This is a genomic window from Burkholderia sp. LK4 (assembly GCF_001043615.1).
Lineage (GTDB): Bacteria > Pseudomonadota > Gammaproteobacteria > Burkholderiales > Burkholderiaceae > Burkholderia > Burkholderia cepacia.
Genome location: NZ_LDUL01000047.1, coordinates 99,603 through 120,337, shown reverse-complemented (window position 1 = coordinate 120,337; position 20,735 = coordinate 99,603). Strand labels below are relative to the sequence as shown.

Sequence of the window (20,735 nt, the reverse complement as noted above, 5' to 3'; positions counted from 1 at the left end):
GTAGCACGCGAATTGGCGCCTGGCGATTGCGTGCGCCCGGTGCGTAGCGCCCCAGGTCAGGAATACACGTCCGCGATCACGCGTCGAACGGCAAACGCCAGCGGATCGACCTCGTGCACCCCGATGCCGAGCCTCGCATCGAACGACGCCGCAAGCTGCTCGAGTTGACCGAAAGCATATCCGGGGTCCGCGGTGACGATGTTCACGAAGGCCATACCCCGACGATATCCCGCCTTGACTTCGATGCGAACGCCGCCCGGAAAGCGCTGGTGAAGCGCTTCGCGAACCAGGCCGATATCGATCTCGCCGGGTTCCGCGCGCCGGCCTTTCCGGGGTGCGGCATCACGCACGAAAAACCAGGCGCTGACGCGCACTTCCGGGCCGTCGATGGCGCCGACATGCGCACCCTGCCGATAGGCGAGCACCGCGAGCCGCTTGCGGCGCTCGATTCCCGATACCAGCACACACGTGCCGGCGACGTCGGCCTGGCCTTCCGCGATCATTTGCGCGAATCGAACCGCGCGCTCGGCGGAATCCTCGCGCGAGCCGAAATGCAGTGCAAGCCTTGGCGTTCGACCGATTTCCGCGCCGAGCCGCTTCTTGACCGACAGCATGGCCGAGTCGTCGATGTCGTCGAACACGAGTTCCGCGGCGAGCGGGCGACCGGCGCAATAGTCGGTGAGCAGTTGCCGGATCTCGACGAGTTCACCTGGCGCGCCGTCACCCTGCAGCTCGAGCGTGACGAGGACGACCTCTCCATGCAGCCAGGTCCTGGCGGCGGGATGGGGCTTCCGCGCAGCCAGATCGCGTGCGTCGTCCGCGCCGGACGCACGCACCGCGGCCAGCAGAAACACGTCGTGGGCGTGGATGCCGCCGGGCACCACGTATGCGCCTTTCTTCCAGGCCAGCGCACGCAATTCCGGAAACAGGTCGTCTGCCTCGTATCCCGTCGCGATCACCGAGCGGCCGATCGCCGCCAGCTCGCGAGGCGACCCTCCGCCCGACAAGCCCGGCCCCGCGACCGCTTCTTCCTTGAACAGGCGTTTCCACTCGGACGAATACTCGGCATCGGGCGCCCATGACGGCAGCAGTTGGGCGAGGTAGGCGTCCGCATCCGCGATGGTCTCGAATTTCGCGACCATCACGCACTCACCGCTGTTGTTGCCGGAGAATGCCTGCCACACGCTGACCGGTGGCGTTGACCGGGTTCGACCGGCATCTGCGCCGCGACGTGCGCAACCGCGCCGCGTGCTGGGTTGCTCCAGGTACGCACGCGCGTTGCGCCACCCGTGCAAGATGTCCTCCGCACTGGCGGCAGGCAGGCCGCCGTCCTGGAACGAACAGCCCTGCATGCGCTGATCGGGCGTGATGGAGACGAAGTCGAGCCCCGCGCCGCAGTCGCCACTGCCATCGGCTCCGTCGAACAATCTGGATACGGGCACCGCGTCGCCGAAGCACACCGACAGGCGGCAGACGATCGGCGAATCCTGCACGATGGCCGCGAGCTGCGCGCGCCCCCTCGGCGAAAGGTGCCTGCGCAAATCGGGGCCGATGTAGGACAGCAACGAGACATCCTGACAACCCAGCGCGGCCAGTTCGGCCAGCAGTGCCGGGAGGCCCGGCAGTACCGCGTCGTCGACGATCAGGTTGGCGCCCCACCTTTGCCCGTATTCCGACAGGACCGCGCCCGCGTCGCGCCAGCGCACGTCGTCGTAGAGCGAGACGCGAACCTGGCCGAAGCGGCCCGCGTAGGGCGCAAACGTGTTGCGCCGGATCAGCGTTCCATTGGTCGTGACGTTCAGTGCAAGCGGCGTGGTGTGATGAAGGATGTCGATCAGCTCGGCGAATCCACGGAACGCGAACGGCTCTCCGCCGCCGAAGGCGACTTCCAGCGTTCCCGCTGCGGCGAGGCCGCGGAGGACGTTAGCGGCCGACTCGGCGGACCAGGCGCTGTCGCGCCGCACATCACGCGAGCAGAAATCGCAAGTCAGATTGCACTTGTTCGTTATCCCGAACATCACGACCCGGGGTGCGAGGCGCCGCAAGTGGCGGGTCGACGCATTCTCGATCCGGACGTGCGTTCCTGTCGCGGGGTGAAAGCGCAGCAGCGCGCCGTCCAGCGGATACGCCCTGAATGCGTTGCGGTCAAAACCAGTGGAAACCGGCATCGGCGAGGCCCTCTGTCTTTTTTGTCGAGGATTCCCGTGAACCCGGTGGCAGCACGGGAAACCGTCATATCTGAAGCAACTCGCGCAGTCACCATTCGTTGCCCGGCCGGGCACGAATGGCGGGCGCGGGGAATGGCGCAACGCGCTTCACGCTCGGGGAGAAAGGAATCCTCGAGCGCGTCGCACCCGAAAGGGAAATCATCCCGGCGTGTAGCCGGCAGCCGACAAGCGCGGCCGCGGCAGAGTCGCACCGATTATAACGGCGGCCCGATCAAGGCCCGACCGGCGCGGTCAGATGCGGTCGAAGTTGAACGGCGTCACGTCCGGCAGGCCTTCGCCCTGTTGTACCTCGACGCCGCACCCAGTGCGGAGCGTGTCGATCGTGCGGCGCGCATCGAGTGCCCTCCTTGAAACGACCCATCAAGCCGAACGGCAAGCGGATCGCGGAGAAGTGACCTGCGATGCTTGCTCGAAGTCATTGCGGTGCATGCGCCGCCGCCGTAGGATGGCGGGAGACGTGTGTTTCACATCACGTCATCCTGGCGACATCTTTCTCACGTACATCTATTGCACTTCGCCAGTCGGCGGGGTGCCGATTTTTCAAGGAAGACCGACCATGGCGGCAAAACGCCTCCGCATCAACATGATTACCCGTCGCCAGTCGACGTTCGACGGCCGTCATCTCGACACCGAGGCGGTACGCCGCCACGACGCGCAAGTGCAAGACGCGATTCCCGCCCAATTGAAAGGCACGCAGGGTGCCGAGGCGGAATGGCTGCCGCGCGTGAAGGTGAGCGAGCGCTAATCCGGATACACCGATTCCGCCGTCCGTCCGCGCGCCCTGTTTCGATCGATATGAAACGCGCCCGCCGTGCGGCGGGCGCATGACGACGCGCGACGCGCGCGTCTCTTCGTTCGCGGATTACTTGCTGGTGGCCAGCTCCGCTGCGGGAACCTTCACGACGGGCCGCAAACCGGTCACGAGCGGACGCGCGGCACTGGACAGCGCGTTCACGTCGCCGCGATTGGCGCGCACGATCAGGCCCGCCACCGCATTCATTGCACTCATGAACGCGCCTTCGAGCCAGCCGCCGAGGTGGCTGTAGCTGTCGCTGGCAATGAAGAAGCGGTTGTCGAGCGACGCGGCGAGCGCATGCGTGTGATACCGGAAGCACAGGTTGCTCTGGTGATGGTCGCCGGTCATGTCGAGCTTGAAGCCGCCGGCCGTCTTGTTGGTCGTCCAGTCGAACACAAAGCGGTCCGCCGTGCGTGCTTCCGCGAGCAGCCGATAGAACCACCACGGTTGTGCATCCGACGCGCCCGCGTACTTCACGTACCGATACGCGCGATTCAACATCGTCCGGTACATCCCGTCCGCCGTACCGGCCTCGGTTGCCGGGTTTTGCGGATACAACCCGAAATCGTGCTGAAGCCGGGTCGAATCGTCTTCCCACGTGTAGCTGGCGAGCAGGCTCGAATACTCGGGCGCCTGGCCGCCTTCGACGATGGGGCTCGGCACCACATAACTCGCCGCGAGGCCGCTGTCGGAGACGACGGCCTTGATCGGTTCGCCGCGCCATTGCGGGACCCACGGCTGGTCGAGCGCGGCGGTCTTGACGGTGGCGAACACCTTCGACGAGCGCGCCATGTGAAGCTGGCCGATCGCCGTGACGATCCGGGCGTTCGCGGCGGCGCTGTTATCGCTCAGCAGCAGCGGCGGATAAACCTGGTTGTACGTATGCGTTTCGAGGCCCAGGCCCGCGTCCCCCAGATTCTGGCTGGCCGCATGTTGGAAGCCGCTGCGGCTGACGATCGGCGTCAACTGATCGTGCGGGACAGCGAGAATCACGAAATCGTAGGCTTCGGCGTGGACGGCGTTATGGCTGTCGTATGACAGCAGTTGCGCGCGCGCCGACGCGGTGCCGGAATGGCAGGCGTTCGCGACGCGTTCCTGACGAACCTGGACGGCCAGCTTTCCGGCGCCGACGTCCTGGGCCTTGCGGTACAGATTCCGGATGAACTCGACGTTTTCCGTGACCGGCAGCGTGTATTCGTTCGAATAGTCCCAGAGGATCAACCGCATCATCTCGACCAGCGAGATGTTGTACAGCGGCTTGAAGCCGCCGGTGCCGAAGCCGAAGCGGCCGAACAGCTCGACGTAGTAGCTGATCGATTCATCGACGTCGAGCACACCGTCGACCGGCGGCAGCGTTCCCTTCTCGAACGCAACCGTCACGATCTCGCGGACGGCTGCGCCGAGCGTCAGGCCATCGTATTGCGCGATGAACTCGGGCCAGTACTTCGTCTGAATCCGCTCGAGGGCGTCGGCCGGCGGCGTAGCCGCATTCAGGATCGCCGCGATCTTGGCCGGATCCACGTTGGCGATCGGATACATCGCGACATTCTCGCCTTCCGGGTTGCCCACCAGCCCGCCGGCGACGACACCCAGTACCTTCAACGTCGGCGAATCCGGATCTTCCCAGTCTTTCGGATCGCTCCCGACATAACGATCGACCCGATTGCCGAACACGAATTCGGTCGGCACCTTGCCCGGATTCGGAAATACCTTGATCGGTGCCGCGTCCCCGAATGCGGCGGACGCATAATGCCAGGTCAATCCGGCGATTTCCGGAAAGCGCATCGCGCCGACTTCGTAAATCGTGTCGCCGCTGGCGGGATCGCCGTTGTGAACGAGCGCCGCCGACACTCTTCCGGCCTTGAGCCCGCGTACCTTGATCGCCTTGATTCCCGGCCGGTCATGAAGAAACGAATCGGGATCGGCTTCGTAGATCTGCACGTCGATGCCGCTTCCTGCCGGCAGCGTCGCCGCGAGCCGGCCGAGTTCGTAGAGTGCGGCGATGCCGCCTGCTCCGCCGCCGACGATGGCGATCCTGTAGTTGCCGGCGGGCAGCGTGCCCAACGGCCCGGCGGCGGCGACCGGATAGGACACCAGCGCGGAATCGGGATGCCGGTAGTTGATCCCGCTCAACCGGGCTTCGCCAACGGTGGTGGCAATCTTCTTCTCGTTCTTCAGGCCGAGCAGCCGGGGAATGACGGTAACGCCCATGACGTTTCTCCATCGAGAGAGTGGAAACCGCGCGATATCGATCCCGATTGCCGCTGGCACAGCGCGTCGGGACCGATTCAGGACAACGACAACGCATTGCGAACGAAGCTTGCGCAGTATGCGAATGCGGTTTCGCCAAATCAATCAATTTTTGTTTGAGAAACGATTGGGGAGAATGAGTGAAATGATGGAAAAGAGGCACGTCCCCCTGTTTAAAAAATTCATTCGTGGGGCTGGCCCCCAGAAGGGCCGATCGCCGCGTCGTGCTCCTCGCGAATACGTCGAGTATTCGCTTCGCCCCACGGGGACTTCCGTTGGTCGTCGCAATCCTTGCGCTCGGCCCTTCCGGGCCCAGCGCAAGCCTGCCATCAGCGTGAACAGGCGCTACCCTGAGCGAGCCGTCAAAATTCCGACCGCACGCAACGGTCAGTTCGACATCCCGAATCGCGGATCGATATACGCATCGACATTCTGCGACTGCTTGTACACGCCGTTGCGCACGTTGAACGCATTCGCGTTGCGCGTCGACCCATAGATCGAATCGAGACCGTCGCCCTTGCGGAACACACGCTTCGCGGCTGCTTCGTCGAGCAGGTGCGTGCCTTTCAGCAGCGGCAGGTATTGCTCCGGCGTGAGCCCGACGCGCGCGGACATGATCCTGACCGCATCTGCCTGCGTCTTCGGGTCGTTGATGTACGCGACGCAGCGGTACCAGACCTTGATCACCTTGGCCCAGTCGGCCCGGCGCGCGGCGAGGCTCGCGGGCGCGACCGTGATCGCATCGTAGATCAGCCCCGGCGCGTCGGCCGACGTGAAGATCGCGCGTGCGCCCGGTGCACGCTTCAACGCCTCGTTCGCGTTCGGCTGCCATGCGGCGACGGCGGCGATATCGGCCGACGAGCCGAGCACCTGCGGCAGTTCGTTGGTCTTCGCATTGACCAGCGTCACGTCGCCATCCTTCAATCCGTGCTTCTGCAGCGCGGTCTCGAGCAACAGGTGATCGACGAGGCCGAGCTCGACGCCGACCTTCTTGCCCTTCAGCCCCTCGACGCCGCGCAGCGGCGGCTTGGCGATGATCATGTCGTTACCGGCGGAATAGTCGGTCAGCAGGACCATCACGTTCTTCGCGCCGGATGCGCCCGTCACGAGCGCATCGCCGTTGGTTGCCGCGACCGCGTCGAGCTTGCCCGCGGAAAACGCGTCGAGCGACGCCGAGTAATCGAACCATTCGAAATCGACGTCGACGCCGGCCTCCTTGAACCAGCCCTTGTCGAGCGCGACCTGGAACGCGACCCAGCCGGGCCAGTCGCTGTAGCCGATCTTCAGCGGCGCCGCCGCGTGAACGGCGGGCGCCGCGAGCAGCGCCGCAGCCGTGGCGGCGGCACCCCATGCACGACGGGCGGAACGGAAGGACAGCAGGCGGCGGAGTGCCGAGGCGGGACGGGTCATCGTGTTTCTCCAGGAGACCGGGATCGGGATCGTCGATACGGACCGTGCAGGAGCACGGTCCGGCTGCGTAGCCGGTTCCTGTGGATGCGGAACGAACGAAGCGGCCACGGAGAGGCGCGATGGCCGTTGCCATCGCCAGTCTCCCGGGCTTTTGTCCCGCCGTGTAGCGCGTGCGCGTCCGCTCTCGCGATCGGACGAACCCGTGCCGGGCTGCTCTCGGACCAGACGTTCGATGAACCGGAACCCTAGCACCCCTAAGATGCGACGCCGCCGCACCTCTCGGCGTCATGCCGAGCGAAAACCGTGCCAACGACGTGCGACGAGGGCGGCTCAGCGGCGGCGCGCGGCCCGTTGCAGTTCGATGAAGCGGGCGGAGAAGAGGGCTGTCAGCACGCGCCGGAGCAGGTCGAGCTTGTTCATGAGCGGTCGGATGTCGAGTGAAGGTGCCGCCATCGATGCAATGCCCATGCCACTGCGGATCGTGCCGTGCATGCGCATGCGACACGCACTGCACCGGTGCGGGATCGCGTTCGCCTGGTGCGCGGCACGCCCGCCGCGAGGGCACGGGGCCGCCGCCATGTCGTGCACGCGGCGCACGCGCGGGCCGCCGCACCGCGTTGTGCAGCCGTTTCGTCGAGGCTGGCACGCAACTCGCTAGATCGTTGCCCGAGAGGTGCGAAGCAATTTGCATCATCTTCAGGATCGCTAGGGTTCCGGTCATGCGGCGTTTGCGCCGCACGATGCCTGGTCCGAGAGCAATCCGGTCTTGCCTTCGCCTCGATACGAGGCAACGGCGAGGCTCCACGGAGGGATAAAAGCCCGGGAGGTCGCGATGTCGTTCGGTCGCCCTCTCACGCCTTTTATCCAACCGACCACGGAGCCGCCATGTCGCCGAGCCCCCAAGCCGTCCTCGCCCCACCACCGCACGTCGCGTGGGAAACGCTGATTCCCGCCGGCACCCACTGGTCCGGCATCCTGCGCCGCGGCCTCGCGCTGCGCATCGTCGATGTCGAAGGCGGTGCGAACCTGTCCGCCGTGTTTCATCGCCAGGAAGACCCGCTCGAACGCTACAACATGGCCGATACGCTGAAGGCGCAGCACACCGCGCATCTCACGCGTGGCCATGCGCTGTACACGGACATGGGGCGCGTGATCGCGTCGATCACGGCCGACACGCTCGGCTGGCACGACCCGCTCGGCGGCGTCGGCGACGCGCGCCTGTTCGCACACAAGTACGGCACGACGACGTACCAGGCCGATCGCAACGCGATGATCCGCAACGGCCGCGACAGCCTCGTGCTCGAACTCGCGAAGTACGGGCTGTCGGCGCGCGACCTCGCCGCGAACGTCAATTTCTTCAGCAAGCTCGAGACGGCGGACGACGGCACGCTCGATTTCGTCCCCGGCCATTCGACGGCCGGCAGTGCCGTCGACCTGCGCTTCGAGATGAACACGCTCGCGGCATTCTCGACCGCGCCGCATCCGCTCGATCCGCGCGCGGACTATGCGCCGAAGCCGGTGAAGCTGATCGCATACCGCGCGTATCCGGCGGACGCCGCCGCCCCCGAAGACGATCCGTGCCGGCGCGCGTGCGCCGAGAACATGCGCGGCTTCACCAACACCGACCGCCTGTTCGCGTAAGGAGCCGCACCATGCCGATCATCGAAAGCCGCCTCGACCCGCGCGACGCGATCCACGACATCACGCTGAACGCGGGCGAACCGTGGCTGCACGACCTGAAGCGCGGGCAGGTCTTCCGCATCCTCGACCTCGAAGGCAACCAGGCCGTCGACACGCTGTTCTACCGGTCCGACGACCCCGAGGAGCGCTACAGCGCCCAGGACACGATCCGCGCGCAGCGCAACCTGTACCTGAGCGCCGGCAGCGTGCTGCTGTCGAGCCGGGGCAACGCGATGGCGACGATCGTCGCCGATACGTGCGGGCGTCACGACACGCTCGGCGGCGCATGCGCGGCCGAGAGCAACACGGTGCGTTATGCGCTCGACAAGCGGCACATGCACAACTGCCGCGACAGCTTCCTCAATGCAATCGCGCACTGCACGTGCGGCACGGGCGCGCGGCTCACCAAGCGCGATCTCGTCGGCAACGTCAACTTCTTCATGAACGTACCCGTCACGCCGCTCGGCGGGCTGACGTTCGAGGACGGCATTTCCGCGCCCGGCAAGTACGTCGAGATGCGGGCGGAGATGGACGTCACCGTGCTGATCTCGAACTGCCCGCAGCTGAACAACCCGTGCAACGGCTACAACCCGACGCCCGTGCGTCTCACCGTGTGGGAGGCCGAATGAGATTCGCCAAAGTCCTCGTTGCGAACCGCGGCGAGATCGCGTGCCGCGTGATCCGGACGCTGAAGCGGCTCGGCATTGCGTCGGTCGCGATCTACTCGGACGCCGACCGCGACGCGCGTCACGTGACGCTCGCCGACGAAGCCGTGCGGATCGGCCCCGCGCCGGCGGCGGAGAGCTACCTGAACGTCGCGGCGATCCTCGCCGCCGCGCGCGAGACCGGCGCACAGGCCGTGCATCCCGGCTACGGCTTCCTGTCCGAGCATGCCGGTTTCGCCGATGCATGCGAAGCGGCGGGCGTGCGTTTCATCGGGCCGCGCGGCGACCAGATGCGCGCGTTCGGCCTCAAGCACACCGCGCGCGCGCTCGCGGCCGCGCAGGGTGTCGCGCTGCTGCCGGGCACGGGCCTGCTCGACGACGTGGCGACGGCGCTTGCCGAAGCCGGTGCGATCGGCTATCCGGTGATGCTGAAGAGTACGGCCGGCGGTGGCGGGATCGGCATGTCGTTGTGCCGTGACGCCGCGCAGCTCGAGGCGGCCTTCGAATCCGTCGTGCGGCTCGGCAAGGCGAACTTCGCGCATGCGGGCGTGTATCTCGAGAAATTCGTCGAGCACGCGCGGCATATCGAAGTGCAGATCTTCGGCGATGGCCGCGGCGGCGCGATCGCGCTCGGCGAACGCGATTGCTCCGTGCAGCGCCGTAACCAGAAGGTGATCGAGGAGACACCCGCGCCGGACCTGACCGATGCCGAGCGCGACACGCTGCACGCGAGCGCGGTGCGGCTCGCCCGCGCGGTCGGCTACGCGTCGGCCGGCACGGTCGAGTTCGTGTTCGACGCGAACGCGCGCCGGTTCTATTTCCTGGAAGTGAACACGCGGTTGCAGGTCGAACATTGCGTGACCGAAGCAGTCACCGGCATCGATCTCGTGGAATGGATGATCCTGCAGGCCGAAGGCGACCTGCCGCCGGTCGACACACTCGCCGTCGCGCCGCGCGGCGCGAGCATCCAGGTGCGGCTCTATGCGGAGGATCCGCACAAGCAGTTCCAGCCGAGTGCCGGCGTGCTCACGCATGTCGCCTTTCCGGACGACGTGCGCGTCGACGGCTGGATCGACGCGGGCACCGAGGTCAGCGCGCATTACGATCCGTTGCTCGCGAAGCTGATCGTGCGCGGCGATACGCGCCGCGATGCGCTGGCGGCACTGCAGGCCGCGCTGGCGCGGACCGAGCTGTACGGGATCGAAACCAACCTCGACTACCTGCGCGCGATTGCCGGCTCTGACACATTCGCGCGCGGCGCGCCGACGACGGCGTTCCTGTCGCGCTTCGCATTCGCGCCGCACACGATCGACGTGCTCGACGGGGGCGTGCAGACCACCGTGCAGCAGGCGCCCGGGCGCGTCGGTTACTGGAGCGTCGGCGTGCCGCCGTCCGGTCCGATGGACGATCGCGCGTTCGATCTCGCCAACGCGCTGCTCGGCAACGCACGCGACGCGGCCGGGCTGGAGTTCACGATGGTCGGCGCGACGCTGCGCTTCAATACCGCGACGCTGTTCGTGCTCGGCGGCGCGCCGCTCGCGGCAACGCTCGACGGCGAGCCCGCGCCGTTCTGGCAGGTGCTGCGCGCCCGACCGGGCACGGTACTGAAGCTCGGCGGCGTGACGGGCGCGGGCGTGCGCGCGTGCCTGGCCGTGAAAGGCGGGCTGCAGGTGCCCGACTATCTCGGCAGCAAGGCGACCTTCACGCTCGGCCAGTTCGGCGGTCACGCGGGGCGCTCGCTGCGCAAGGGCGACGTGCTGCATCTGCACGCGGACGCGGGGCGCGGCGACGCCGGCGCGACGCTGGCCGAAGACGACATTCCCGCATTGACGCATGCGTGGACGCTCGGTGTGCTGGACGGCCCGCACGGCGCGCCGGACTTCTTCACGCCGGACGACATCGCGATGCTCTACGGCACGCAGTGGACGGTCCACTACAACTCGAGCCGCACCGGCGTCCGGCTGCTCGGCCCGAAACCGCAATGGGCACGCGCGGACGGCGGCGAGGCCGGCCTGCATCCGTCGAACATCCACGACAACGCGTATGCGATCGGCGCGGTCGATTTCACCGGCGACATGCCGGTGATCCTCGGCCCGGACGGCCCGAGCCTCGGCGGTTTCGTGTGCCCGGTGACGGTCGTGCGCGACGAGCTGTGGAAGCTCGGGCAGTTGCGCCCGGGCGATACCGTGCAGTTCGTGCGCGCGGCCGCGTCGGCCGGGCAGCCGGCTGCTGCGATCGTGCAACCGACGCACGACGTTGCCACTGCTGCCTGCGCCACGCCCGGCGAATGCGTGCTGCATCGCGACCCGTCGGCCGGCGGTATCGGTGTCGTCTACCGGCGCTCGGGCGATCGCAACGTGCTGGTCGAATACGGGCCGCTCGTGCTCGACCTGAACCTGCGCTTTCGCGTGCACGCCCTCATGTGCTGGCTCGACGCGCACCGGTTGCCCGGCATGCTCGACCTGACGCCGGGCATCCGCTCGCTTCAGGTGCAGTTCGATGCACGCGTGCTGCCGCTCGATGCACTGCTCGCGCATCTGCAGACCGCGGAGCGGGAGCTCTCCGACGTGGCCGACATGCGCGTGCCGAACCGCATCGTGCATTTGCCGCTGTCGTGGGACGACCCGTCGACGCGCATCGCGATCGAGCGCTACATGCAGTCGGTGCGGCCCGATGCGCCGTGGTGTCCGAGCAATATCGAGTTCATCCGGCGGATCAACGGGCTGGCGAGCGTCGACGACGTGAAGCGCATCGTGTTCGACGCGCGCTATCTGGTGATGGGGCTTGGCGATGTCTACCTCGGCGCGCCGGTCGCGACGCCGATCGATCCGCGGCACCGGCTCGTGACGACCAAATACAACCCCGCGCGCACCTGGACACCCGAGAACGCGGTCGGCATCGGCGGCGCGTATCTGTGCGTGTACGGCATGGAAGGGCCCGGCGGTTACCAGTTCGTCGGCCGTACCGTCCAGATGTGGAACCGTCACCGCACCACGCGGGAGTTCGAAGCGGGCAAGCCGTGGCTGCTGCGCTTCTTCGACGAGATCCGCTTCTACGAAGTCAGCGAGGCCGAGCTGGCTGCGCTGCGCGCGGATTTCATCGCGGGCCGCGCGTCGTTGAAGATCGAGGAATCCGTGTTCGACCTGGGCGCGTACAACCGCTTTCTGCGCGACGAGGCGGAGTCGATTGCGACGTTCAAGGCCGCGCAGCAAACCGCGTTCGAAGCCGAGCGTGAGCGGTGGCGGGCGGCCGGGCACGCGGAGTACGTCGGCGAAGCGGAGCAGGGCGACGTGCAGGCGGCGCGGGAAACGGCCGCGCTCGACGATACGCAGCGCGCGATTGCCGCGGACGTGTCGGGCAGCGTGTGGAAGGTGCTGGTCGAACCCGGCGAGCGCGTGACCGAAGGGCAGGTCGTCGCGATCGTCGAATCGATGAAGATGGAGGTGGCGGTGACGGCAATGGAAGACGGCACGATCGAGACCATCGATTGCGCACCGGGCGCGGCGGTCGTGGCCGGCCAGCGGCTGATGGTGCAGAAGACCGGCGCCGCCGAGGAGGTCGCATGAGCACGACACAACGTTCGCCGCTGCCCGGGCCGGGCTCGATCGCCGCGCTGCGCGCGCGCTACGAGGCGGGCACCCTGACGCCGCACGCGCTCGTCGACGCGATCGCCGCGCATTTCGACGCGGGCGATCCACACCATGCGTGGATCCGGCCGCTGACGCACGCCGAGATGACGGCCTACGCCGACGCGCTGGCCGGGCGCGACATCGCATCGCTGCCGCTCTACGGCGTACCGTTCGCGATCAAGGACAACATCGACCTCGCCGGCATTCCGACGACGGCGGCCTGTCCGGCCTATGCGTACACGCCGGATCGCAGCGCGCCCGTCGTCGAGCGATTGATCGCGGCCGGCGCGATTCCGGTCGGCAAGACCAATCTCGACCAGTTCGCGACCGGGCTGTCGGGGCAGCGCTCGCCGTACGGCGCGTGCCGCAATGCGCTCGATCCGCGCTACGCGTCGGGCGGATCGAGTTCGGGGTCGGCGGTGGCGGTCGCGCTCGGCGTCGCGGCATTCTCGCTGGGGACCGACACGGCCGGTTCCGGGCGCGTGCCGGCGGCGTTTCACGGGCTCGTCGGACTCAAGCCGACCCGCGGCGTGCTGAGTACGCTCGGCGTCGTGCCGGCTTGCCGGTCGCTCGATTGCGTGTCGGTGTTCGCGCACTCGCCGGACGACGCACGGTCGGTGTTCGCCGTCGCGCAGGGCGTGACCGAAGGCGATCCTTACGGGCGCGCATGGCAGCCGCAGCCGGATGTCGACCGGGTGCGTTCGCTCGGCCGGTCGGGTTTCGGCGTACCGCGTGCCGATCAGCTCGAATTCTTCGGCGACGAATCGTATCGCGCGGCCTGGGGGGCGGCGCTCGAACGCCTGCGGGCGACGGGCGCGCGGATCGTCGAGATCGATTTCAGCCCGTTCCTGGCCGCCGCGCGGCTGCTCTACGAGGGCCCGTGGGTTGCCGAGCGGCTTGCCGCACTCGGCGCATTCGCCGCGCGGGAGCCCGATGCGCTCCATCCGGTGATTCGCACGATCGTCGGCGGCGCGTCGCGCTTCAGCGCGGCCGACGCGTTCGCCGCGTTCGACCGGCTCGCGACGCTGCGCATCGAGGCGGCCCGCGCATGGGCCGGGCTCGACGCGATCGTGATGCCGACCTCGGCCACGACCGCGACCGTGGACGCGCTCGAAGCCGATCCGATCGGCATCAATTCGCGCTTCGGCTACTACACGAACTTCGTCAACCTGCTCGACCTGTCGGCGATCGCGGTGCCTGCCGGCGTCTGCAAGACCGGGGCGCACGTGGGGTTGCCGTTCGGGATCACGTTCGTCGGCCGCGCGCACGACGATGCGTGGCTGCTCGATCTCGCCCAGGCGTGGGGCGACGGCGATCAGGCTGTCCGTGAGGCCGGGGGCGCTGCAACGGCGGACGCGGCGCCGACGGAAGCCACCGGCGTCGTGCGCGTGGCCGTCGTCGGTGCGCATCTGCGAGGCGAGCCGTTGAACGGGCAGCTCACGCAGCGACGCGCGCGTTTCGTCGCGGCGACGACGACGGCGGCCACGTACCGCCTCTACGCGCTGTCCGGCGCGGCATCCGGCGGCAGCGTCGCCAAGCCGGGGCTCGTGCGCGTGCCGGAAGGCGGTGCGCCGATCGCGGTCGAGATCTGGGAGATGCCGGTCGACGCGTACGGCAGCTTCGTCGCGGGCATTGCGGCGCCGCTCGGCATCGGCACGCTGACGCTCGCCGACGGGTCGCGCGTGCAGGGCTTCCTGTGCGAAAGCGCGGCGCTCGACGAGGCGACGGACATCACGCGCTTCGGCGGCTGGCGGGCGTATCGCGCCCACGCCGCGAGCAGCGCCTCGCAATGAACGTCCGGTCGCGCGATGCCACGGGCGCTGCGCGACCGGCACCCGAAACGATACGGAGATCCTCATGTCAATGACCCGCAACACGACCGGATGGCTGGCCGTGCGCCGCGAACTGACGACGCGCGGCAGATGGACGCTCGGCCTGGCGTCCTTCCTGCTGCCGTTCGCCGTCTGGTGCCTGATCAGCTATGTGCCGTTCGTCTGGCATCCGCAGATGCGCATCACGAATCCGGGAAGCGTCGACTATTTCCAGACCGGCATGCAGATCGACCGCGAAGTCTTCGACGACGAGCTCGCGCATGCACGGGAGATGCATACGGCCGTGCCGGAGGGCGTACGCGCGAATCCGGTCTACCTGCCCGCGCCGCACCAGGTGTTGCGCGCGTTCTACACCGCGTTCACGACACCGCCCGCATCCCGCGACGGCGTATGGCTGCACGAGAGCCTGTGGCACAGCATCCGGATCATTTTCTGGGGCTTCGTGATCTCGTCCGCGATCGGTGTGCCGCTCGGCATCGTCTGCGGCACCTTCAGCGCGCTCGCGCGGCTGCAGGAGCCGTTCCTGGAGTTCTTCCGCTACCTGCCCGCGCCGGCGTTCGGCGCGCTGATGGTCGCGATTCTGGGCATCTACGACGCACCGAAGATTGCGATCATCGTGATCGGGACGCTGTTCCAGCAGGTGCTGATCATCGCGAACACGACACGCAAGCTCGAATACGGGCTGTTCGAGGCCGCGATGACGCTCGGCACGAAGAAGCTCAAGCTGCTCACCCACGTCGTGATTCCCGGTGTGCTGCCGGACCTGTATCGCGACCAGCGGATCCTGCTCGGCTGGGCGTGGACTTACCTGATCGTTGCCGAACTCGTCGGCACCAGTTCGGGCATCACGTGGTACATCAGCCAGCAGGCGCGCTACCAGCATTTCGACAACGTGTATGCGGCGATCCTGATGATCGGGGTCATCGGCCTCGGGACCGACATCGTGCTCGGAGTGCTCGGCCGCAAGCTGTTTCCGTGGGACCGCACGCTGAAAGCGTGATGCCCTTCGATTCGCAACCGTCAACCGATTTCCGCAGAGGGCATCATGCAGAATCCGCAAGCCGTTCCCGAATACCTGATGCAGTCCGACGCGGTGCGCGAGCGCTTCGCACGGCTGAAAACCCGCGACGTGATACTCGACGTGCGCCACGTCGGCAAGCGCTTCGCGACGCCGCAGGGCGAGTGCGTCGCGCTCGACGACATCAGCTTCCGTACACACCGCCGCGAATTCGTGTGCGTGATCGGCCCGTCCGGTTGCGGCAAGTCGACGCTGATCCGCATCCTGGCGGGACTCGAAGCGCAGACCAGCGGCGACGTGCTGCTGGACGGCAAGCCCGTGCAGGGGCCGGGCGCCGATCGCGGGATGGTGTTCCAGGGCTATACGCTGTTTCCGTGGCTCACCGTGAAGAAGAACGTGATGTTCGGTCTCCGGATGAACGGGAGCAGCAGCGGCGAGGCCGAACGCGAAGCGCTGCAGTGGCTCGATCTCGTCGGGCTGACGCGTTTCGCCGACGTGTATCCGCACCAGTTGTCCGGCGGGATGAAGCAGCGCGTGGCGATCGCCCGTGCGCTGGCGAACCGCCCGCGCATCCTGCTGATGGACGAGCCGTTCGGTGCGCTCGACGCGCAGACACGTGCGCGGATGCAGACGCATCTGCTCGACATCTGGCGCAATATCGACGTGACGATCCTGTTCATCACGCACGATCTCGACGAGGCGATTTTCCTGGCGGATCGCATTCTCGTCCTCAAGGCGAATCCGGGGGCGGTGCAGGAGCTGATCGAGGTGCCGGTGCCACGGCCGCGCGATTATTCGCAGGTCAATTCGCCGGCGTTCGTCGCGACGAAGGCGCGGCTCGAAGCGCTGATTCATCCGAAGGAGGCCGTGCCTGCCGATGACGACGACGGCGTGAAACCGCACATGATCCGGATGACGGACGTGTCGGACAACGTCGAGTAGACCGGGACGGGGATGGGCCGGGCGATCGGCACGGGCGCGGTCGGGCGCGTGCCTGCGGCGCGGTGTTCGCGCTCCGTCCACGTAGGTAGTCGTAGCCGCCGGCCCAGGGCCGGCGCGTCTGGTCTTGGCCGCCCGCGTCACGGCCAGGATCCTGATCGAGCCGCACCTTGAGGCGTTCGGCACGCGCTTTCCCGCACTCGGCCTCGAACCATCGCGGCCTCGCGCATGTCGCCGCTTGCGGATTCGGCCGCGGGCGCCAAACGCGTGCTTTTCGGCCCCGGTTGTCAACCGGGGCCATGACCTGAGTCGCGCTTGCCGACGAGCATCGAGCGACATGGCGGCGGGGGCGTTCGCCGCATGACCGATTTCCGTGAGTCGGGCATCGACCGTGCCGATGCCGATCCGCGGGCCGATACAGTCGAATGCGTACTGGATTGCGCCGCGTGCGCTACCGTTACCGTCGAAACCCATCCGGACGCAACGCCGCGTCCTTTACCTTTCTCCTGCGACATCGATATGTCGAATATCGCGTCGGCGCGACATTGCCGCACCAATGTCGTGCATTCGTCAGTGGATAGACGCTGATCGAAAGGAAACGTTTGCATGAAGCCATATCGAAATATTCGGTAACTGCACCGATATTCGATCGCCGAATAAGCGCGGGATACTGCACGAATTTCCAATGAAATCGAATGCATAATTCTGCGGCGAACGTTTGCGTGACACCGAAGCGAATTCGAATCGCATGCCGCGCCGCCAATGCGCGTTCAGCAATTGCCGATCAGCGCTCACGCAATTACGTCGATTGCCGTCTGCATTACACCCCGAGCCAGTGCGCGCGACATCGATTTGAACGTGCCGCCGACGTGTATTGCGACTCTGTCAGTTGACGATGGCTAGATCCGAATGCGGGCCGTACTGGACGGCTCGTGGTCGAAGCGGAGGCCACGCCGTCCACGCGCTGGCGCCAAAACATCTCCCCTCATCCTGATCTGCCGGCCGGCATGTGTTAATGCGTCGGGCGGCCCGAATTCCGTCGCAATTAGCCAGAACTGCCGAGGTATCCCGATATCCAGATCGATATCTGCTGTCGATGACTTGCGTCAATTTTTTATCGATTTTTGCGAATGAATTCACATCCGATTCGACCGTTGTCAATAAATAGGGGCGCATCACGGGCTTGATTGATTCCGACAACAACACGGCGGAAACGGACATTGATAAATCGGCTAACAATCACAGCCGCATATGATGCGGCGCAGAAATCAAGAAATGTAAGCAATTGTTAAAGGGCCGCAAGATGCAAACAGTATCGAATCATTCGTCGGCGGGGTTAAGCGTGAATCGTGGTAGAGGCCCCGGAACCGGGCATCAACGGGCAAGCGTGATCGTACTGTTGCTCGAGGGTTTTTCGATTATGCAGATGGGCAAGCTGGCGGCGGTTTTCGAACTCGCCAATCAGCTCGGTCGAGCCGACGGCGTATTCGCCGACCACTACGAATTGCGGCTTTATTCGATCCATGGCGGCCCGGTTCGTTCGTCGTCGGGTGTGGGGATCTGGACGGATGCCACCCGCATGCTCGAGGCAAGCACGGTTCACGCGATGTTCGTCCTGAGCGGAGAGGGCGGGATCGACGCCCTCGACGAGCAATTGATCGCGTGGCTCAGGCACGCGCATCAGCGTGCGCGCGTCGTCAGGGGCAGCGGTGGCGGCCGGAAGCTGTTGACGCAGATTCACCTGGCACAAAAGGAGGTCGAGAAGGTGTTGCCGGCGGCCGACGACAGCGTCGCCTCGCACGCCGGACGCGACGACGTCGAATGTTCCGATGACGAGGACGACGGGCCGTTCTCGGATGCGTTGTCGATCGTGCGCGTCGACATGGGCTACGAAATCGCGCAGGAAATCGTGGCGTGCATGGTGTCCGGTGCGAATCGCAAGCTGACCGACGTGCTGTTCGGCGCACGCGTCGCGCGCGCCAGCACCTTGATCCGGCGCGCGGCACATCACCTGCGCGTCAACAGCGAGAACCGGATCTCCATCGCGGACGAGGCGCAGGCCGCCGCGATGAGCGAGCGCAATTTCCTGCGGCGCTTCAAGAACGAGATCGGTGTGACGCCAACCGAGTTCGTGCTGAGAATCCGCCTCGAAAAGGCCTGCCGCATGCTGATCGAGACGGATCTTCCGGCCGACAAGGTCGCGAGACGAACCGGCCTTGGCAGTGGCGACCGGATGGCCAAGCTGTTTCGCCAGCACTTGCAGACTTCACCGACCGAATACCGGGCCGCCGCTCGAAAAGGCGGCGACGCTTCGGCGGAAATGCTGTATGCGTCGGACCTGAGCAGCTGGATGAACAACACCGCATCGTAGTCACGCGCGCGTCGTTCGTTACTCGAAGGCGATACGTGAATTCATCGTGCCGAGCGTCATGAATATCCGGATAAACGGGATTTCGATCGAATGACGGCGCGCTCGATTCGAATCGAAAAAATCGGATATCGGTCGATCGCAGTGCAACAAAGGTGGATTCGGCCACAATCGTGGCGCCGTCCGACAGCAGCTACCCGAAATGCGTACCCGCTCGATTAAGTTATCGACTGGACTTTCGAGGAGGCGGCACCCCGGTACTCCTCGGAATTTTGCCTGCCGTGTCTTCGTGAGCGCACTGTGCAGGCCTTTTTATTCCTCGAGCCAGTATTCGCGCGGTCGATATCCGCCGATGCTCGCTCGCACGTTCCGTGCGGTATTCGGCGATGAAATCGCGACCTGCCGTGCCGGATGACACCGGCAAGATGAATCAATGCATTGGCTTGAAACGGCGTGTCGTCATCGCGATCCGGATTCGAGAATCCATAAAAAAATCGCGCGTCATTCCGTATGAAACGTTATCCGTCAAATCGTGAAATAGATCGAATAAATCCGGCACGGAATCACCCTTGATTCCATCCGCCATCAACAAGGCGAATTCGGACGCAGGCGATAAAAGCGCGAGTCGCGGTGAATATGATGCACTGCGGCAACACGGAAGTGACGGCATGCCGACGGGCAAACGGATGGGCACGCTGACCGGCACGCGCACTGCAGCGTGCCGCGGCATGGCCGAATGACCGCCTCGGGCGACATTGAATGACAGGCGTGCAGTGCCGGTGCGCAACGCGGACGGGTGCTGAATGACAAATTAGGAGTTCATACCGATGAATTCGTTGATCAATCGAGCGACCGATATCGGGCTGATCGTGCTGGGCGCGTTCATTCCCGCATTGATCGGTGCCACCGGCGGCGCGCGCGGGACGCTGTTCGACGGTGCACTCGTCGCGTTTGCCGCCGCGCTGGCCTTGTCGGTATTTCCCGCCTGCGGCATCTACGAGACGGCGCGCACGCGTTCGGCGCTCCACGTGCTCGGCCGTACCGTGCTCGCGTGGATCGTCGTGCAGGGCATGAGCACGGCGCTCCTGTACATGCTGCATCGTGCGCACGTGCTGTCGAGCGAGTGGTTCGTGTGCTGGACGCTTGCCAGCGGGATCGGTCTGATCGTGTTCCGCGCGCTGACGCTCGCGATCTTCGGAATGATCGAGCGTGCCGGCGATCAGGTGCGTGCGGCGGCCATCGCGCACGCCGACCTGCGCGGCCAGCGCGAGATCGGCCAACGGGCGGCCGGGCGCGTGAAGCGCATGGTCAAGCGCGGCTTCGACCTGGTCGGCGCGTCGTTGCTGCTCCTCCTGCTGGCGCCGGTATTGCTGGGTATCGCGTGGACCGTGCGGCGCGACGGCGGCCCGGCGATCTTCGGGCACGAGCGCGTCGGCCGCAACGGCCGGCGGTTCAAGTGCCTGAAATTCCGCTCGATGGTGACGAACGCCGATGCGGTGCTCAAGGCGCTGCTCGAGCGCGATGCCGACGCCCGCGCGGAATGGGATCGCGAATTCAAGCTGAAGAACGATGTCCGCATCACGCCGATCGGCCGCCTGCTCCGCAAGACGAGCCTCGACGAACTGCCGCAGCTGCTGAACGTGCTGAAGGGCGACATGAGCCTGGTCGGGCCGCGCCCGATCGTCGAGGCCGAACTCGAACGCTACGGCACCGACGTGCGCTACTACCTGATGGCGAAACCGGGCATGACCGGACTCTGGCAGGTCAGCGGCCGCAACGACACCGACTATTCGACGCGCGTGTCGCTCGACGTGTCCTACGTGCGCGAATGGTCGCTGCGCCGCGACATCGGAATCCTGTTCCGGACGATCAACGTGGTGGTGCGCGGTTCGGGTGCGTATTAGCCGCTGCCGCGCGCAC

14 protein-coding genes and 2 riboswitches are annotated in these 20,735 nt (G+C 66.1%); of the genes, 11 read left to right on the top strand and 3 right to left on the bottom strand.

Features of this window, described 5'->3' with window-relative positions; all coding sequences use genetic code 11:
• Nucleotides 1-56 precede the first annotated feature (56 nt).
• A complete protein-coding gene (locus VK92_RS24040; RefSeq protein ID WP_048027227.1) occupies nucleotides 57-2,168 on the bottom strand; it encodes a radical SAM protein in 2,112 nt (703 codons plus the stop codon).
• 616 nt (nucleotides 2,169-2,784) lie between these two features.
• Between VK92_RS24040 and VK92_RS24035 the strand changes: the two genes are divergently transcribed.
• The gene (locus VK92_RS24035) at nucleotides 2,785-2,973 is read left to right on the top strand and encodes a hypothetical protein (protein WP_021158119.1); all 189 of its coding nucleotides are present in this window, start codon (nucleotides 2,785-2,787) and stop codon (nucleotides 2,971-2,973) included.
• 117 nt (nucleotides 2,974-3,090) lie between these two features.
• Here the strand turns inward: VK92_RS24035 and VK92_RS24030 are convergent, their stop codons facing one another.
• Together VK92_RS24030 and VK92_RS24025 are read right to left on the bottom strand one after the other, a co-directional pair.
• Nucleotides 3,091-5,235 (bottom strand): FAD-dependent oxidoreductase, encoded by a 2,145-nt coding sequence (locus tag VK92_RS24030; RefSeq protein WP_048027226.1) that lies wholly within the window; start codon nucleotides 5,233-5,235, stop codon nucleotides 3,091-3,093.
• Nucleotides 5,236-5,661: 426 nt separating this feature from the next.
• The gene (locus VK92_RS24025) at nucleotides 5,662-6,684 is read right to left on the bottom strand and encodes an ABC transporter substrate-binding protein (RefSeq protein WP_048027224.1); all 1,023 of its coding nucleotides are present in this window, start codon (nucleotides 6,682-6,684) and stop codon (nucleotides 5,662-5,664) included.
• A gap of 138 nt (nucleotides 6,685-6,822) precedes the next feature.
• Nucleotides 6,823-6,944, bottom strand: a riboswitch (guanidine-I (ykkC/yxkD leader).
• Nucleotides 6,945-7,378: 434 nt separating this feature from the next.
• Nucleotides 7,379-7,512, top strand: a riboswitch (guanidine-I (ykkC/yxkD leader).
• 57 nt (nucleotides 7,513-7,569) lie between these two features.
• Here VK92_RS24025 and VK92_RS24020 point away from each other — a divergent pair.
• From VK92_RS24020 to VK92_RS23985, 10 genes are all read left to right on the top strand, one after another.
• A complete protein-coding gene (locus VK92_RS24020; protein WP_048027222.1) occupies nucleotides 7,570-8,325 on the top strand; it encodes an urea amidolyase associated protein UAAP1 in 756 nt (251 codons plus the stop codon).
• A gap of 11 nt (nucleotides 8,326-8,336) precedes the next feature.
• Nucleotides 8,337-8,993, top strand: coding sequence for an urea amidolyase associated protein UAAP2 (locus VK92_RS24015; protein WP_027792692.1), 657 nt, complete (start codon nucleotides 8,337-8,339; stop codon nucleotides 8,991-8,993).
• Complete coding sequence (gene uca / locus VK92_RS24010) at nucleotides 8,990-12,595, top strand: urea carboxylase (protein ID WP_048027220.1); 3,606 nt, start codon at nucleotides 8,990-8,992, stop codon at nucleotides 12,593-12,595. Before VK92_RS24015 ends, uca begins: the two co-directional genes overlap by 4 nt.
• On the top strand, nucleotides 12,592-14,451 hold the full coding sequence (atzF, locus tag VK92_RS24005) for an allophanate hydrolase (RefSeq protein ID WP_048027218.1): 1,860 nt from the start codon (nucleotides 12,592-12,594) through the stop codon (nucleotides 14,449-14,451). Before uca ends, atzF begins: the two co-directional genes overlap by 4 nt.
• Nucleotides 14,452-14,515: 64 nt before the next feature.
• On the top strand, nucleotides 14,516-15,490 hold the full coding sequence (locus tag VK92_RS24000; protein ID WP_048027216.1) for an ABC transporter permease: 975 nt from the start codon (nucleotides 14,516-14,518) through the stop codon (nucleotides 15,488-15,490).
• 45 nt (nucleotides 15,491-15,535) lie between these two features.
• The gene (locus VK92_RS23995; RefSeq protein WP_048027214.1) at nucleotides 15,536-16,450 is read left to right on the top strand and encodes an ABC transporter ATP-binding protein; all 915 of its coding nucleotides are present in this window, start codon (nucleotides 15,536-15,538) and stop codon (nucleotides 16,448-16,450) included.
• A gap of 312 nt (nucleotides 16,451-16,762) precedes the next feature.
• Nucleotides 16,763-17,035, top strand: a complete 273-nt coding sequence (locus VK92_RS42000) for a hypothetical protein (RefSeq protein ID WP_131723222.1) — start codon at nucleotides 16,763-16,765, stop codon at nucleotides 17,033-17,035.
• A gap of 697 nt (nucleotides 17,036-17,732) precedes the next feature.
• A complete protein-coding gene (locus tag VK92_RS23990; RefSeq protein WP_375141172.1) occupies nucleotides 17,733-18,818 on the top strand; it encodes a GlxA family transcriptional regulator in 1,086 nt (361 codons plus the stop codon).
• A gap of 566 nt (nucleotides 18,819-19,384) precedes the next feature.
• Nucleotides 19,385-19,555, top strand: a complete 171-nt coding sequence (locus tag VK92_RS41995) for a hypothetical protein (protein WP_021158107.1) — start codon at nucleotides 19,385-19,387, stop codon at nucleotides 19,553-19,555.
• A gap of 87 nt (nucleotides 19,556-19,642) precedes the next feature.
• Nucleotides 19,643-20,719 carry a sugar transferase gene (locus tag VK92_RS23985; RefSeq protein ID WP_048027212.1) on the top strand — a complete coding sequence of 359 codons (1,077 nt, stop codon included), beginning with the start codon at nucleotides 19,643-19,645 and terminating at the stop codon, nucleotides 20,717-20,719.
• Nucleotides 20,720-20,735: the final 16 nt, after the last annotated feature.

Coding starts and splice junctions, on each gene's coding strand:
- VK92_RS24030 (WP_048027226.1), bottom strand. CDS start 5,235: ATGGGCGTTACCGTCATTCCCCGGCTGCTCGGCCTGAAGAACGAGAAG.
- VK92_RS24040 (WP_048027227.1), bottom strand. CDS start 2,168: ATGCCGGTTTCCACTGGTTTTGACCGCAACGCATTCAGGGCGTATCCG.
- uca (WP_048027220.1), top strand. CDS start 8,990: ATGAGATTCGCCAAAGTCCTCGTTGCGAACCGCGGCGAGATCGCGTGC.
- atzF (WP_048027218.1), top strand. CDS start 12,592: ATGAGCACGACACAACGTTCGCCGCTGCCCGGGCCGGGCTCGATCGCC.
- VK92_RS24025 (WP_048027224.1), bottom strand. CDS start 6,684: ATGACCCGTCCCGCCTCGGCACTCCGCCGCCTGCTGTCCTTCCGTTCC.
- VK92_RS24035 (WP_021158119.1), top strand. CDS start 2,785: ATGGCGGCAAAACGCCTCCGCATCAACATGATTACCCGTCGCCAGTCG.
- VK92_RS24015 (WP_027792692.1), top strand. CDS start 8,337: ATGCCGATCATCGAAAGCCGCCTCGACCCGCGCGACGCGATCCACGAC.
- VK92_RS24020 (WP_048027222.1), top strand. CDS start 7,570: ATGTCGCCGAGCCCCCAAGCCGTCCTCGCCCCACCACCGCACGTCGCG.
- VK92_RS23995 (WP_048027214.1), top strand. CDS start 15,536: ATGCAGAATCCGCAAGCCGTTCCCGAATACCTGATGCAGTCCGACGCG.
- VK92_RS23985 (WP_048027212.1), top strand. CDS start 19,643: ATGAATTCGTTGATCAATCGAGCGACCGATATCGGGCTGATCGTGCTG.
- VK92_RS24000 (WP_048027216.1), top strand. CDS start 14,516: ATGTCAATGACCCGCAACACGACCGGATGGCTGGCCGTGCGCCGCGAA.